A 15,416-nucleotide genomic window follows, 5' to 3' on the forward strand; every position below is an offset into this window, starting at 1 on the left:
GGCAGCCGCGGTGCATGGGCCTGCTGTGGTTCCAGCGAAATCCGCTGTCGATGGACTGGGTGGCGCAGCGGCAGCTGCTGGTGGGGTTTGATGCTTAACCGGCGGGCGCGGTTGACAGCGAACCAGGGCGCGTAAGTGGTTGATTTTGGCTGTTTGGGGCTGCGACTACCCGCAAGCCAAACAGAGACAGAGACGACTCTGGGCGGGAAAAGCGCCCGGAAAACACCGGTTTTGGAGCCGAGCGGCAGGATGCCTTCCGCAAGCCCATCGGCCGGAACCCCGCGCCACGCGGGGATTTCGGGCAAGAAAAAGGGCCCGGAGACTATCCGAGCCCTTGTGTATGGTGGTGGACGGTTAACCATGTGCTGACTGTCCTCCCGAGCTTATGCGCATACATGCGGTTGACTGTATGCTGCAAGTGCTCATTGAGCGAACGCCTGCAAGCGCGCGGGGGCGAGCAGTGTCTCGGCCAGCAGGGCGTGAATCTCGTAGTGCGGTTCGGCTGCCGATAGATCCCGGCGGTACTCCATGAGGCGCTGCTGAAGCGCTTGCACGTTGCCGATGTGTCGGCGCTGCGCCTCGCGCTGCAGGCGCCGGTACTCCGCTTTGAACTCCCGAGTCCAGCGTTGACCAAGGTTGAGCAGACCGTCCAGGTTCTGAACCTTGACGGCATCGGCAGGTGTTGCGCTGTCGACGCGAATGCTCAGCGTGACATCGTCGTAGTGCAGCCGGATCGCTCCATTGGCATGGCGCAGATAGGGGTGGAACCAATCGGTGAACGTGCCGCCCGTGTGGACGCCCTTCTGGCCCTTGTTCTGCGTGGAGTTGCACTCCCCGCAGATGGGCAGCAGGTTGTCGGCGCACACGGCCAGCAGCGGGAACGCTGTCTTGGCCAGCCAGTGGTCCACAGCGGGGAGCACCAGAGGCCCGCCACAGAGCACGCAGACCTCGCGCGCATCGGGGAAAGGATCGAGACGGTGCGCGGCGCGAAATTCCTGCACGAATTGGTCGTAGCGCACGCGCAGTGCTGCATTAGTCGTGGGTGCACCGTTGGCCGCGTAAGGCAGACCATTGCGTAAGCCATCTTCGTAGAACGCCACCATCAGGGCTTTGAAGGCCGCCCAGCGATCGTCCCGGCTGCCCCAGCCGTTGGGCGGATTCACCGGCAAAGTGGCGGTCGGCGTCGGGCCAAAGTGTTGTGCAAGTACGCTCACCGCCTGAATCCACTGGTGGAGCCCGGTCTTGTCGGCTGGCGGCAGGTCGGCGATGCGCCTTGCTTTGCCCAACAGCGCCTTGGTGCCGGTGCTGCCGGCCAGCAAGTGCCACAGCCAATCGCCTTCGATGGCACTGCCCATGTTCGCCCGCAAGTTCGCCTGCGTGACGGAAACGCCGGAAACCTGGAGATCACACAACCACAGCGCCAAGCGCCGCATCATCTGTTGGCAGGCGGCCAAGGCCAGCGAGCACGCCACGCGGTGGATGGGCTTAAGCATCGCTACCCTCCGTGCTGTCCTTCACATCGGCGGCCTTGAGGATCAGCGCGCGCAGTTCGTCCTTCAGCGTGTCCGAATGCAGGGATGGGATCACTTGCTCGATGGTGCGCAGGTCGGGCGCTTGTTGCCAGCGGTTGAGTAGGGTTTGCAGCTCGGTGCGGTAAAAGCCCGTGCCCAGGCGCCGAATCAGCGCCTGCAGGTGCCGCACATCGTCAGGTGTCGGGTTGGTCTTCTGGGCCGCGGTGAGCAAGAAGGCCTCGATGCGCTGCTGGGCCCGCGCCCCGATGCTGTCGTCGGCGCCGAACACGGTCATCATCAGCGCGCTGGGGTCGGTGGCGAAGGTGTGGTCCGGCACGCCATCGGCGGTGGAGTGGCCATCCACCTTGCGAATGAGCACCACCTCCTCGTCGAACACATCGGAAAGCACGATGGCCGAATGCGTGGCGATCAGCACCTGGCTGGCATAGGTCCCCATGGCCGTGTCCACCACCTGCACGATCTCGCGCTTCCAGGCGTCGTTGAAATGGGTTTCGGGCTCGTCCAGCAACAGCAGCGCGTCGTCCTGCCGGGCGAGTAGGTGGAACAAGGCCCAGCGCGCCAACACCAGCCGCTCGCCGTCGGAAAACTCGCTCAGGCGCAGCACGCCGGGGTCGCCCAGATCGCTCAGGCTGTCCTCTTCAGGCTTATCGTTGCGGCGGAGGAAGAGTTCGATGTCTTCCAACACCCCGTATCGCCACCAGCCGAGCAGGGTGCCAAAGCGCTCGAACGCCGAGTCGCGTGGCTCGCCCAGCAGCGCGTACAACGCTTGGCCTTGGGCGACGAGCCCGCCGTAGCGCTCGGTATCGCATAGCACGGGATTCGCAGGCAACGCACCCTCGAGGTCGAAGTACAGGCTGCGCAACGCCTTGCCTGGGTGGGGCTCGGCGAGGCACTCGCCTCCCAACCGGATGGCGTCGTGCACGCGCTCGGCCAAGGCACGCGGCGCGGCCAAGGCGCGGTCCAGATTCACGCTCAGGCGCACACCGACCAGGTACTGCCAACCGGCCTTGCGGAACAGGCCCGCCAGCGCGTCATGGGCCTGACCTTGGCGGCGCGCTTCCGCCTCCTGCAAAGCCACCGCCAGCAGGGCGGCGGTCAGCATCACCGGCTCCAGCAGCAGCGGGCGGCGGAACAGGTCGGCAGATGCTGTTTCCGCCTCGGACGGGGCCACGGTGCGGGCTGCCTCGTCGCCGAACGTTCCGCCATCAATGGTGATGGTGGCCTCGTCCTCCTCCGTCCAGCCGGGTGGGCGCTCCTGGCCGGTGTCGTAGTCGGGGGCCTGCGTCACCACGTCCAATGCTTCGCCATCTACGGGTGGCTGCCAGGCCTCGCGCCACGGGGCTATCGAGCCCGATGTGTAGGCCAGCAGCGCGCGTGGCAGCGCATCTGGCACGCTTTGCGGATAGTCGCCCCGCGCGATGCGGGGCTTGAATACGGCCAGCGTGCCCGCCGGTGTGCGCTCGACCGTTCGCAAGTAGGTGATCGCTTGTGCGAAGGCCTCGCGGTCCGTCGTGTCAGGGAAGGCCCACGCCTCGGCCTGCCACAGGGTGGTCGCGTGGGCTGCACCGGGGCAGTCGAAAATCAGCGTGCGGTGCCCCGGCTCACCCGGGCGGCCCAGCTCGTAAATCAGGTTCACCGGGCTGCCCGGCAGGCGCCCGTCGGCCAGGGCCAGGAAGCCCGCCGCCAGCGCGCGCAGCAGGTGGCTCTTGCCGCTGCCGTTCTGGCCGATGACGAAGTGAATGGCCAGCCGGGCCGCCTCGCCCTGCGGCTCGAATGCGGCCCAGGGCGCGCGCGGGCTGAAGGCCACCGCCAGATCGGCCAGCGGTGGGTAGTGCGACAAGTGCAGATAGCGCAGCCGCATTCAATGCGCCTCCGGCGCCCGGCGGCGTTCGAGCTCGCGCGCGAGCCGCTCGGCATCGGCCAGCGCCGTGTCTTCCTCGGCGCGGGTGCCGTCCTCGGCTTCGCGCAAGGGGCGGAAGGCCGTGAGGTACTCAGTGCGGCCGGTGTTGGGGTCGAGGCGCGGCAGGCTCATCTTGCGGATCAGGCCCATCGCGGCCAGTTGCTCCAGCGCGCGCCGCACCTCCTCGCGCCCGGCCGCGAAGCCCTCCAAGCGCCAGGCGGTCTGCGGGCTGGTGCAGAACTCCTCGAACGCCGCCGGGTCGTCGGCCAGCACCGCGCCACGCCACTCGAAGCGCAGCGTGTTCCACACTTCGTGCTGGAAGCTGGAAAGCTGCTCGATCAGCGCCTGCCGGCGTGGGCGGGCCAGGTCGGTGCGGCGCTCGGCGGGGGCGTGTTCGGTGAACTGCACTGTTACCTTGGGTGCAGGTACGCCAAGCCGCGTATCGCGCTCGCGGGCCGCTTCTGTCAGGGCTTGCGCGTGCTGCTCGCGCCACGCGGCGGTGAGGCGGCCGGAGAGGGCTTCGGTGATCAGGGCGGATTGCAGGCGCGTTCCCTGATCAATAGCATCGGCAAAAACTCGGCCGTCAACTTGACGCAGTAGATCGACAATGTGTTGTTGTTCGGCCAGTGGTGGCAAGAGGACTTTGAATTTCATTAACGTGGGCACATCAATCGCTGCTTGGCTGACCCAACGTTTGGCGCGGTTGCGTGCGTAGCCTGCTGCCCACAGGAAGTGCAAATAGGTCGCGAGGAATTCAGGTAATAGCAGGTTCTGCCGCACCCGAATGCGCGTCATGTGATTGGAATAAACAAAAACGCCGTCGATCTGATCAAAGATCGCCGTCTTGCCAACCCACTCTTCACTATTGGTGTTGTTGAAGATCACGTCACCTGGCAATAGGCGATAACGTTCGAAGTCGCCCTCGGCCACCCTTACATGCTTGATACCGTGAAGACTAATCCGCCCCTCCGGCGTCACGTTGTGGGTGCGAATCTGCGGTGTGCTGCCTTCATCTTCCTCGCCGGGGCGCTGCGCAAATCCCGGTTGCACCGACTCGATTACCTCGGAGAGCAAAAGCTCTCGCCATTTTTGCGATTCATCGTTTTTACGCCAAGTCGGGGTGAGCTTGCGGCTCAAGGCGGAAGCCACCAAAGCCTGACGCAATTTCTCGGCTCGATCTGCAGCATCTTGAAAGCGACGAAGGTCCGCCTCCCGCAGCACCTCGACGATGCGCTGTTGTTCGGGGAGTGGGGGGAGCGGAAGCTTGAACTTCAGTAGCGTCGGCACGTCGATAGCTGCCTGACTGACCCAACGCTTGGCGCGATTCCGGGCATAGCCTGCCGACCAAAGGAAGTGCAGATATGTCGCCAGAAATTCGGGAAGTAGCAGCTCTCGCCGGACTCGGATTCGGGTCATGTGGTTGGAATATACGAAGACTCCAGCGTCCTGATCGAAGACTGCCGTCTTGCCCACCCACTCTTCGCTGTTTGTGTTGTTGAAAACGACGTCGCCAGATATCAGGCGATAGCGCTCAAGATCGCCTTCGGCCACCGTCACATGCTTAATGCCTTCGAGGGTGATGCGCCCATCTGGCGATACGTTGTGCGTGCGAATCTGTGGCGTGCTTCCTTCGTCCTCTTCGCCTGGGCGCTGCGCGAAACCAGGCTGCGCAGACTCAATGACGTCGGACAGAAGAACCTCCCGCCACCCTTGCGGCCATTTCATGCCCGGCCCTCCACCATGGCCTGCAGGCGGTCCAGACCTTCGAGGATGCCGCGTTCGAGCTGGCGCAGCTCATCGATCAGCGCGGTGACCGACACCTCGCTGTCCATCGCCGCGAAGTCGAAAGGCTTGTACTGGCCGGCCGAGAGGTTCCAGTCGCGCGTTTCGATGCAGTCGGGGTCGAGCAGCGCGGCGTTCAGCGTGTCGCCGTCGTAGAGCATGGGCTGCTTCTCAGCCACGTACTCGGGTCGCACTTGGCCGGTGGCGTCGTGGGAACCTCGCAGCGTGCCGTCAGCCGAGCGCCAATCGGGGTCGGGCGCCCAGGCGCGCAGCGGCACGGCCCAGCACTTGCGCGCGGTGGCCGGGCGGGCTTGGTCGATGGCGGGGCTGCGCAGCCACAGGTCGTAGCCGTCCACCTTGGCCACTTCGCGGGCTAAGGGCCGCAGCGCTTCGACCAGGTCGGCCACGGCCTTGCCCTGCGGCTGCTCGGGCACCTGGTCGCGGGCGGCGGCAGTGAGCTGCTTCCACAGCGCGAGCGCCGGGCCCTCATCTTCAAAGCAGCACTGCAGTTCGCGCACCGCGCGGTTCCACTCGGTGGTCGCTGTCTTGGCCTCGGCGTGGGCGAAGTGGCGGTTGGCGAGTTCGGCCAGTAGGGGCGCGACGTGCTCGCGCACGCGGGTTTCGGCCTCTTGCGGGTCGAGCGTGGTTTCGCCCTCGCGCAGCAGCTCGGGGAAGAGTTCATGGATGGCCCAGGTCTTGCCGTCGAAGCCCGGGGTGGCGCCTGGGTCGTCAGCAAAGGCGAAGCCCGCCGGGGTGAGTTGGCCGCTGGCATCGCGCAGGCTGGCCTGGCGCCAGCGCTCGCGCCAGTAGCGCGGCTGGTGGTAGGTGACCTCGCCCTCGGTCGCGGCCCGGCCCTCCTGGAGCCAGCGGCGAAACTGGACGAGTGCGTCCCACAGGTCGTTGTCCTGCCCTGGGCGCGGGGTGCGCTTGGCGTCGAGGCTGAAGCCGTCGGCGGCCACCTCGTAGAACCACACATACTCTGTGCGGGGAGCGTTTTTCTCGAAGCCGGTCTTGGCTGTACGCGGGGTTTCCTTGCGGAAAACGAGGATCGAGGTCTTGACGCCGGTGTAGGGCTGGAACACGCCGCCCGGCAGCGAGATGACGGCCTCCACGCAGTGCTCGGTAAGCAGTTCGCGGCGCAGCTTGGTGTGGGCGTCGGTGTTGCCGAACAGTACGCCCTCGGGAACGATGACGGCGCAGCGCCCGCCCACCTGCAAAAGATCGAGCATCAGCCAGACGAAGAGCAGTTCACTCTTGTTGGTGAGCACTTCGTCCTTCTTCTTGCCCTTGGTGCCGGCGCGCGGGAACAGCAGGCTGTCGCGTTCCAGGTCGGCGGTGTCCACGGTGCCGGTGAAGGGCGGATTGGCCAGCACGTAGCGGTAGCTTTCGCTGGCCAGCAGGGGCGCCAGTTCGGGCTTGCCTTCGCGCTTGGAGAGGGAATCGCCCTGCATCAGCCGAGGGTTGTGGATGTGGTGCAACACCAGGTTCATCCAGCCGATGCGGGCCATGGTGCGGTCGTTGTCGATGCCGACGAAGCAGGCGCCGTCTTCGATGCGGGCCCGCTCGTCGTCGCTGGCCTGCACCAGGTCGAGCCGGTGCGGGGCGCCGTCCCATTCGAGGCGGATGTTCTCGGGCGTGGAGCACTGGCGGCGCAGGTACTGCTGGGCGCTGAACAAAAAACCGCCGGTGCCGGCGGCCGGGTCGATGAGCCGCTCGCCCGGCCGGGGGTCGAGCAGTTCAACCATGAAGCGAATCAGATGCCGAGGGGTGCGGAACTGACCATTTTTGCCGGCAGTGGCTACCTCCGAGAGCAGGTACTCAAAGGTGTCGCCCATTAGGTCCTGCGCGGCGCTGCCGTCACCCGCCTGGGCGAACAGCTTGTCGATGAGGTCGATGGCGTCGTGCAGTACCTGCCCCTTGTTCGGGTCGAGCTGAAAGTAGGCATCGGCCATGCGGCCGTTGAGGCCGGCAAGCTCGGTGCCTTCCTCATGGTCAGACAGACGCCGGTCCAGCGTGCGCAGCCAGGGGAAGACGACTTCGATCAGGTGCTTGGTGTCGGTGCTTTGTTGGCCGATGTAGCTCCAGCGGCAGGTGTTGCCGTCGAGCCGCGCTGCGTCTTCCGGTAACCGGCGTTCATAGACCGACGGCTTGCCGGTGCTGACGCGGTCCCGGTCCAGGTCCTCCAACCTCTTGAGGAAGAGCAAGTAGGTGATCTGCTCCACGGCCACCAGCGGATTGGTGAGGCCGGCGGACCAGAAGCGATCCCAGAGCTTGTCGACGTTCTTACGCAAATGGGGAGCGAGCATGAGGTGTCCTTGTATGTGTTCAGGCGGCGCGCTCGTCGAGTTTTTCGGCGAGGGCGATCAATTCGTAGATGTCTTGCGGCGCAAACAAGGATTCCACCTTGCCGACATGGGCCAAGGGCGGTTGCGATAGCGCCGCACGGGTGATGCGGCCATGGCGCAGCACCGCGGCTTTCACCGCACGCAGAAAGGCGAGCTGGTTGGCGCGCAGGCGCGGATGGGCGGCAATGAAGGCATCGAAGGCTTGCTGCACGCGTGCCTCGCGGTCGGGCAGGCGAGAGTCCTGCCGTAGGATGTGGCGCAACAGTTCCAGCAGCGAGGCCTGGGGGGCGTCGAAGGCTTGCCTCAGGGTGTCGGCGGTGACGAACAGATCGGCCTGGTTGAGTGTGGCCGCCACGGCATCGAGCTCGACGTCGCTAACCGGTTCGCCGCGTTTGAGCTTGGCTAGCACCGGGTGGTCATCGGCCAGGCGGCGCACCCAGGCCTCGACCTGTTCGCGGTAGCTCTCGGCAAAGGCGCCTTCTCCGGTGGGTCCGTAGATGATCCAATGACGCTGGGCAATGCGGTCGGGCAGGTTGATTTCGATGGGCTGGCTGCTCTCGCGTACCCGAAAGCGCATCAGCGGCGCGAAGCGGTCTTGCAGATCGTCCAGCCGCGTGAGGTCCAGGTGCTGCCAGAAGCCGGGCGAGAGGGCAAAGGCCAAGGCCTCGCGTTGGGCGCGCACTTCCGGGATGGCCTCTGGCAGACGGCGCAAGGCGTCCTGAATGCGGACCTTGAGCCGTTCCCCTTGTTCGGCATCGCCTTGCAGCAGCGCCAATGCGGCGTGTTCACACCACAGGCGCCACTGCAGTTCATCCAGGCTTTGGCCCGGCACTAGGCGCAGCAACGGCGCCAGGGCGTGCGACAGGCGTTCGATGGTGGGCGCATCGGGTAGCGGCCAGGCCTGAGCGAGTTGGTCCAGCACTTCCACATGCGGCCGCACATCGATGCTTTGGCGCGGCAGGGCGGCCAGCATGGCTTGCAGGCGGCGCACTGTGGTGTCAGTCGGCCGCGCTTGCGCCACTTCGAGTTGCCAGCGGTCGAGCCGATCGCGGAACAGGCGCACGGGCAAGGGCTCGCTGGGCCGATCGATTTCGCCGGCGGGATTGAGCTGGAAATAGGCGAAGTTCTTCCAGTGATCGATGATCAGAAAGTCGCGCTTGGTTTCGCCGGTTCTCAGGTCGGTATGAAGCCGCGTACCGCGGCCGATCATTTGCCAGAACTTGACCCTGGAAAACACTGGCTTGGCAAACACGAGGTTCTGGATCGCCGGCACATCGACGCCGGTGTCGAGCATGTCCACCGAAATGGCTACGCGAGGCATGACTTTGAACTTGAAGTCGTCGAGCAAGGCGTCGGCACGCTCCATGTGGCTGTCGATGATCTCCGCCAGGCCCTGCCGTTGCAGTTCTGGGTACAGGCGGTTGAAGCTCTCGTAGAGCCGCTTAGCGTGCGCATGGCTGACCGCGAAGACGATGGTCTTGTGCGGAAGGCCTTGGGCGTCCTTGCGGCAGCGGGCCATGAACTCGCGGACGATGGCGTCGTTGGTGCCTTGGTTGACGACGGACTTTTCGAGGTCGGTGCCTTCGAAATCCAACTCCTCGAGATCGACGCCCTGGTCACGCGCCATCTGCTGCAGCGGCTCGGGCAGGCTGTCACCCTGAATGCCCTGGATCTGGAACTGGGTCTGGGCATCAAGCACGCGGTAGTTGACGAGGTTGCCATCCGCCACGGCCTGCTCATAGCTGTACAAGTAGGTCGGCACACCGTCGTCGCAGCTGAAAAGCTGGAACGTGTTGTGGTCGATGTAGTCGGTCGGGGTGGCGGTTAGGCCCAGCACCAAAGCGTCGAAATGATCGAACAACACCTTGTAGCGCTGGTAGATGGAGCGGTGGCTCTCGTCGGCAATGATCAGGTCGTAATGCCCAACCGACATCCGCTCGTACACCTGCATCATGCTGGGGTAGGTGGCGAAATGGATGCGTGCCGACGGGGCTTCACCGCTCTCGATCCGGGCCAGGCTCTCATTCGGCAGGTGGTTCTTGAACTCGGTCATGGCCTGACGCACCAGCTCGCGTCGGTCGGCCAGAAACAGCACTCGCTGCACCCGTTTGGCACGCAGCAGCAGATCGACCAGGGCAATGGTGGTGCGTGTCTTGCCGGTGCCGGTGGCCATGACCAGCAGGAAGCGACGCTTTCCGGCTTGGATACCCTCTGCCACGCGCCGAATGGCTTCGACCTGATAGTCACGCCCTGCAATGCGTGAATCGATGGTCACGGCATCCGGTGGTTGCGCAAAACGCCGCTGGTGAAGCAGCCTTTCGAGATCCTCGGGGGTATGGAAACCGGTCACTTTGCGCGGCGGGTAGCGATCGCGATCCCAGAATTGAATGTCGCGGCCGTTGGTCAGGTAAATGAACGGATCTATACCCGTCTTGGCCCGAATGGCATCCGCATACTCCTCAGCTTGGCGTTTCCCTGCCAACTCGTCACGCGCGCTGCGTTTGGCCTCGACCACGGCGATGGGCCTCTGTGAGGTATCGAGCAACACGTAGTCGGCGAATCCGACGCCTTCATAGTCAGGCATCGGTTCTGAGATGCGAAGCAGTACCTCTTCCAGAAGGTTCCGACGATGGCCGGACCAGCCCGCGCGGGCCAAGTCGGAGTCAATACGCTGCTGCCGTGTTTGCGCCTCTGTCTCCGTCATGCGCCCGCCTCCCCATGCCCTTGTGACGGAGCACTCTCATCCGCGCCCCCGGCACGCACCCAGTCGTCCACTTCGGACAGCTTGAATTTCCAGAGACGGCCGACGCGGTGCGCGGGCAGCCCGCGGCGCTCGCGCCAGCGATAGACGGTGTCCTTCGCCACGCCCAGGTGTTGGGCGACCTGCTCGACAGAAACCCACGGCTCTGTGGTCATGGCGTCCGCGCTTGCCAACTGGAAGCGCCTCAAGTAGCTCAAAACAGATGAAAGTCTATCATCGGATAGGGTGCTTTCCCAAGCTTGGCTTCCGGGAGCGGCAGCGCGTGAATGGAGATGTCACCCACGAGCCAAGGAGTCCTGCGATGAACAACCAGCCCACCGCCCTCGACGCCCATCTCGCCCGAGCCGCCGCCATCCACTTTAAGTTGACTCCGCTACGGCAACTGGCCGATGGCCACTTCGGCCACGACCCGGACGCCATCCACTGGGGCCACGTGGGTGACCTGGGGCGGGCGAATCAGGCGCTGGATGATCTGCTGGCGATCTTCGACGGCAAAGCCGAGTGAGGGGGGCGACCATGGACACCCAGCCTAAACTCTCACCAGCGCAAAACCTGCTGCTACGTTCTGCCGCCCGCCGCGCCGATGGGCGCGTGATTCCGCCCGACACCCTTCGCGGCGGTGTACGGGTCAAGGTGCTGGCCGCACTGCTCCAGCGCGGGTGGATCGAGCCTGCCGACGACGGCCAGGTGATGACCGACGCGGGCTACGCGGCCATCGAACAGCAGCGACCCGCGCCGCCGGATGACGTCCAGCCGACGGACACCATCGGCGATCTCCAGCTTTTGGAGGGCATCTCAGTGCGGCCCGGCACCAAGCTCGCAGCTCTGGTTGTGGCGCTGCGCCGCCCGCAGGGGGCGACCAGCCTGCAACTGATGCTGGCCACCGGCTGGCAGCCGCACACCGTGCGCGGCGCGATCTCCGGGATGCTGCGCAAGAAACTGGGCCTGAACGTGGTGCTGGCGCACAACGACACTGGCGAGCGGGTGTATCGCGTGGTCTGATCGGCTGCCAAGGGCGTTCAGTTTTTGGAGACCCTTGGCTTCCGCGTCACCGTGGCCGATTTCAGGGATTGGAGCGGTGAATCGCGTGCAAACCCGTGCCAGCATTGAGTTTCCGTCCCCGGCCGTTTTTCTGCGGTCGGGGTGCAAACCTGCGAACCCGGTACGCACCGAGGTTCGCACCTTCCCAGTTCGTCAGCGTACCGCACACGCCAGCACTGACGCGGCATTCGATTCACCAGCCCGCGTCACCGGGTGCGAACCGCAAACCCTGCAAACCTTGTTTTGTTGTCAGACGGTAGTGCGATGCCGCGCTGTCGCCCCCCGTATCGGAATTTGGCCAGGAAGGACCCCTTTCGCCCAGGGCGGGACGATGGAGTCACGAAACGTGAGCCCATCCTGACGAGAGTGCGGTGAGCATTCCCGATGCTCACACTCTCTTTAGAGAGGAAACACCGGGAACCCGGGAACGCGCTGATTTCGTTGGGTTTTAATCCTTCCCGGCCCCGCTGGGGACGATTTGCCCCGGGAACGATTTAAACCCTTGATTTTGCTGGTTCTTAATCCTTCCCACCCTCTGAGCGTTCCCGGTGGGAAAGCGGGACCCGGGAATGATTGTTTGGGCTGGGAAGCATTATTCGACAACGGGCCGACCGGCGCTGGAGCGCGTCAGGTGGCCGGTGACGAACACCGCCTGACCTTGGGCAACCGGGCCATCGGGCACGTCCAGCCACTTCACCAGCCTCGAGCCTTCGGCCATGGCCGTGACCAGCTCACCCTGCGCCAGCAAGGCATCCACCCAGCCGGTAAGCCGATGCTTGCCGATGGCGTGGAAGGGCTCGGGCAATTCGTGGCGGCGCTCGTACAGACCATTGCCGCCGGTCTTGGTGTAGGGCTTGCCATCTCGCGCGGCGCGGGCGATGGCGGATTTCAGCGCGGGCAACAGGTCATCCGGCTCTGGCCGGGTCTGCCGCAGACGGTCGGTGCAATCGACCAGCAAGCCGCTGGTGCTGCGCAAGAAGGTGGCCACGCGCAGGTTGGCGCGGCCGTTGGCCTTGACCACGCCGCCCATCACCACGCGGCCACGCTCGAACGGTTCGCCCAATGCCTCGCAGAGCTTCTTGGCCTGATCTTCCTTCGGGTGCCACAGGGCATAAACCGCGCGCACGCCATCAACCAGCCCGCCGGTGCCGCGAATGGCTTCTCGCGCTTGCTCGGGTGTGGAGGCCTCGCGTTTGGCGAAGTGGTGCGACACGATCACCGATGCACCCGTGCTGGCTGCCAATGCCGCCAAACGCGAGCAGACGAACTGGGCGTTTTCCGGCACGTTCAAATCCAGCGCACACAGCGGCTGCAGCGGATCGAGCACCACCAGGCACAGGCTGGGCACGGCCTTGAGCTGCCGTTCCAAATCCATCCACGCCGCCGTGATCGCGGGGCCACGGGTGGCAGGATCGGGCGCAAACAGCGGCACCGCACCTCCTGCATCGGGCAGGGGCAGCACATAAAGCCGATCGGGAATCGGCCCCAGGGCATTCAACCGGTTGTGCACCTCGATGGCGTCGTCCTCGGCGGTGATGTAGATCGCCACGCCTTGGCCCGTCAATGCGCCACCGAACAAGGTGGGGGCATTGGCCCAGACGCTATCGAAGGTCGCGACTTCACGCGTCAGCGCCAGCAACAGGAACGATTTGCCAACTCCACCCGCAGCGGCGATCAGCGCGGCCTGCGCTTGGGGGAACACGCCTTCGACCAACCAGCGGCGCGGCTGAGGCTGCCCGGTAAAACGATCTGCCGCCCGCCAGCGGGTAATGTCCAGCGCTGGGGTGGCTGCTATGGTGGTGTCGGAGACCAGCTGCGAGGAGCGCAACAGCCCTTCAACATCGAAGCCTTCCTCCACCGCATCGGCAGCGTCCCATTTCGCGGGCTTGTCCTGTGGCACGCTGACGCGGCGCACCGTGGCCCCGGTGCGTATCAACTTCTGGATGACGGCATCGGCATATCGGGCGCCAGCCTCGTCGTGGTCCGGCCAGACAGCGACCATCTTGCCAGCCAGCGGCGTCCAGTCGGTTTTGTCGAGGGCTGTGGCGGCACCGCCCATGGCGGTGGTGGCCACGATGCCACGCTGCATCAGGGCATCGGCACACTTCTCACCTTCAACCAATACCACGGCGTCGGCGGTAGCGATGGCGGGCAGGTTGTAGAGCGGACGCGGTTCCGGCATTCGCATCGCCCGCGCCCGTACATCCCAAGGGCGATACTGCTTGCCGGTGGGTGTGTCGTGGCGATATACACAGGCCAGCAGGCTCCCATCGGCCGCCAGGTAATCCCATTTGCCGGTGTGTGGGCCGAGATCGTCATACGTGCTGGTCGCGCGAATCACAGGCACGGACGTCATGCGCGGCACCATCAGCCAATCGCCTGCGTCTTCCAGCAGGTCGCTGAAATCGGCGGGCAAGTGATAACCCCGGATACTGGCCCACAGCGCCAGCACGTCGCCCGATTCGCCGGTGGCAAAGTCGATCCAAACGCCACGCTTGGAGCCTTCCAGCTCAACCACCAGACTGTCGCCCGGCTCGCCTTGCAGGTTGCCAATGTAGAACTGGCTGCCACGCCGTTTGCCACGCGGAAACAGATAGAGTAGTACCGATTCCAATTGATGCAGCAGGCGCGTGCGGATTTCGTCCTTGTCGTGGCGCGGCAGGATGACATCGGCCGCATCGTTGAAATCGAAGAAGGGATGACGGAGCGCTGACGCGGCTTGGGAGGTGCTCGCCATCATTGCGTGTGCACCGTATCCAGCCGTGCCTTGAACCAATCGCCGTTGGCACGCACGCAGTAGTAGGCGCGACCGGGGCCGGTGTCCTTGCTATCGGGCACGATCCACAACTGCTCACGGGCGTCGTAACGCCAGCTGCCCGGGCCGAACATCTTGTCGAGCACCGCCTCGATGCCGTGTTCGGCAATATGGGCGCGCAGTTGCCGTGTGAGGGTGTCGCGCTGGCGGCGCTGGGTCCGGTTCATCGCCAGATGCCTTCGCTGACGAATTGGCCTGCGGTGCAACGGCGGGTGCGCTGAGCTTCGTGCGCCGACACATCATCCATGCGGTACAGCACCCTGCTGCCGAGTTTGAGAAACGTGGGGCCGGTGCCGGTCATGCGCCAGCGTTCGAGGGTTTTTTCAGAAAGACCCCAGCGCGCAGCAAGAGCGCGCGGGGTAATCAGTTCGGGCAGCGTGTTTTGCATCGGAATCTCCTGTCGTCGGTGGGGGACGCTGTCCCGTCGAGAGGGATGCGCGCCCGCAATGAGGAGATTCTTCGCCTGTTGATTTGCGAAGGCAAATGGCCAAAATTCGCTTTTGTACGAAACGGCTACCAATAGCCCCAAGCATTACCCTAGATTGCTATCCGCTTCAGGGCATTTTTACAACACCGAGGCGGAGTGATGCCCGCAAACCCGCAATCACCCGCTACGCCCTGATCGACCTGAACTGTCTCTGCGCGGACCATTACTCCTGTCTGAACCGTTCTCTCTCGACAGGAGCCCACCGTGAATTTGATCCGCCGCAACAAAAAATCCACCGACCTTCCAGCCAACACCGCATCCTCACTGAACGAAATCGGTGACGTCAGCGCCGTGGCGCAGATGTTCGACCGACTGCGTCAGCAGAATGCCCAGTACGACCAAGCCATTGCGGCATTGGTGGCAGCCAACCGCATCACCTGTGGCTGGGACAAACCCGCCGAACCCGAAATGACGCTGACCATCCAACGCGAGGTGCTGATGGCCTTGGGGGATACCGATGCGCTGGCGAAATTCGATCAGGAGCACCAGCAGGCGTTGGCACAGGAACAAGCCGCCCGCGTCAAAGCCACGCAGCACGTACTGGATGCACCGACGCGTGTCAAGGCGCTGGAGCAGTACCTCAACGATCTGGCCGGGCAGATGGTGGCTGGGGTGAATGAAACCCTGATTGATCAGGAAATCCGCCGCATCTTTCAACCTAGTGTAGTGTTTCATTCTGTTTAGAACTTAATCGCGAGTTTGCCCGGATGACCTTCTGCAGGATGTCCTTGGCGCTCTTGGTCCAAATGAAAG

General features: G+C 64.4%; 12 protein-coding genes. 3 read left to right on the top strand and 9 right to left on the bottom strand.

The window, feature by feature from the left end; genetic code table 11:
• Window positions 1-422: 422 nt before the first annotated feature.
• The 6 genes from DFR45_RS12205 to DFR45_RS12230 are packed head-to-tail and all read right to left on the bottom strand — an operon-like array spanning window position 423 to window position 10,475.
• Window positions 423-1,493 (bottom strand): hypothetical protein, encoded by a 1,071-nt coding sequence (locus DFR45_RS12205; protein ID WP_144686956.1) that lies wholly within the window; start codon window positions 1,491-1,493, stop codon window positions 423-425.
• A complete protein-coding gene (locus DFR45_RS12210) occupies window positions 1,486-3,393 on the bottom strand; it encodes an AAA family ATPase (RefSeq protein ID WP_114484015.1) in 1,908 nt (635 codons plus the stop codon). The genes DFR45_RS12205 and DFR45_RS12210 overlap by 8 nt, the downstream gene beginning before the upstream one ends.
• Window positions 3,394-5,157 carry a restriction endonuclease subunit S gene (locus DFR45_RS12215; protein WP_114484016.1) on the bottom strand — a complete coding sequence of 588 codons (1,764 nt, stop codon included), beginning with the start codon at window positions 5,155-5,157 and terminating at the stop codon, window positions 3,394-3,396.
• The gene (locus DFR45_RS12220) at window positions 5,154-7,520 is read right to left on the bottom strand and encodes a type I restriction-modification system subunit M (protein ID WP_114484017.1); all 2,367 of its coding nucleotides are present in this window, start codon (window positions 7,518-7,520) and stop codon (window positions 5,154-5,156) included. The genes DFR45_RS12215 and DFR45_RS12220 overlap by 4 nt, the downstream gene beginning before the upstream one ends.
• A 19-nt stretch (window positions 7,521-7,539) precedes the next feature.
• Window positions 7,540-10,263, bottom strand: coding sequence for a type I restriction endonuclease subunit R (locus DFR45_RS12225; RefSeq protein WP_114484018.1), 2,724 nt, complete (start codon window positions 10,261-10,263; stop codon window positions 7,540-7,542).
• The gene (locus tag DFR45_RS12230) at window positions 10,260-10,475 is read right to left on the bottom strand and encodes a helix-turn-helix domain-containing protein (protein WP_114484036.1); all 216 of its coding nucleotides are present in this window, start codon (window positions 10,473-10,475) and stop codon (window positions 10,260-10,262) included. The genes DFR45_RS12225 and DFR45_RS12230 overlap by 4 nt, the downstream gene beginning before the upstream one ends.
• A 146-nt stretch (window positions 10,476-10,621) precedes the next feature.
• Between DFR45_RS12230 and DFR45_RS12235 the strand changes: the two genes are divergently transcribed.
• Together DFR45_RS12235 and DFR45_RS12240 are read left to right on the top strand one after the other, a co-directional pair.
• A complete protein-coding gene (locus DFR45_RS12235) occupies window positions 10,622-10,825 on the top strand; it encodes a hypothetical protein (RefSeq protein WP_144686955.1) in 204 nt (67 codons plus the stop codon).
• 11 nt (window positions 10,826-10,836) lie between these two features.
• Window positions 10,837-11,322 carry a DUF3489 domain-containing protein gene (locus DFR45_RS12240; RefSeq protein ID WP_114484020.1) on the top strand — a complete coding sequence of 162 codons (486 nt, stop codon included), beginning with the start codon at window positions 10,837-10,839 and terminating at the stop codon, window positions 11,320-11,322.
• A gap of 631 nt (window positions 11,323-11,953) precedes the next feature.
• Here DFR45_RS12240 and DFR45_RS12245 read toward each other — a convergent pair.
• From DFR45_RS12245 to DFR45_RS12255, 3 genes are read right to left on the bottom strand one after another with little or no spacing between them, the layout of a single operon-like run.
• A complete protein-coding gene (locus tag DFR45_RS12245; RefSeq protein ID WP_114484021.1) occupies window positions 11,954-14,101 on the bottom strand; it encodes an AAA family ATPase in 2,148 nt (715 codons plus the stop codon).
• Entirely contained in the window at window positions 14,098-14,343 is a 246-nt protein-coding gene (locus tag DFR45_RS12250; RefSeq protein ID WP_114484022.1) for a hypothetical protein, read from the bottom strand. Before DFR45_RS12250 ends, DFR45_RS12245 begins: the two co-directional genes overlap by 4 nt.
• Complete coding sequence (locus DFR45_RS12255; protein ID WP_114484023.1) at window positions 14,340-14,564, bottom strand: helix-turn-helix transcriptional regulator; 225 nt, start codon at window positions 14,562-14,564, stop codon at window positions 14,340-14,342. The genes DFR45_RS12250 and DFR45_RS12255 overlap by 4 nt, the downstream gene beginning before the upstream one ends.
• Before the next feature lie 303 nt (window positions 14,565-14,867).
• On the opposite strand from DFR45_RS12255, the gene DFR45_RS12260 reads away from it, so the two are divergent.
• Window positions 14,868-15,347, top strand: coding sequence for a hypothetical protein (locus DFR45_RS12260; RefSeq protein WP_241659442.1), 480 nt, complete (start codon window positions 14,868-14,870; stop codon window positions 15,345-15,347).
• Window positions 15,348-15,416: the final 69 nt, after the last annotated feature.

It is taken from the genome of Extensimonas vulgaris (assembly GCF_003337425.1).
Taxonomy (GTDB): Bacteria; Pseudomonadota; Gammaproteobacteria; order Burkholderiales; family Burkholderiaceae_C; genus Extensimonas; species Extensimonas vulgaris.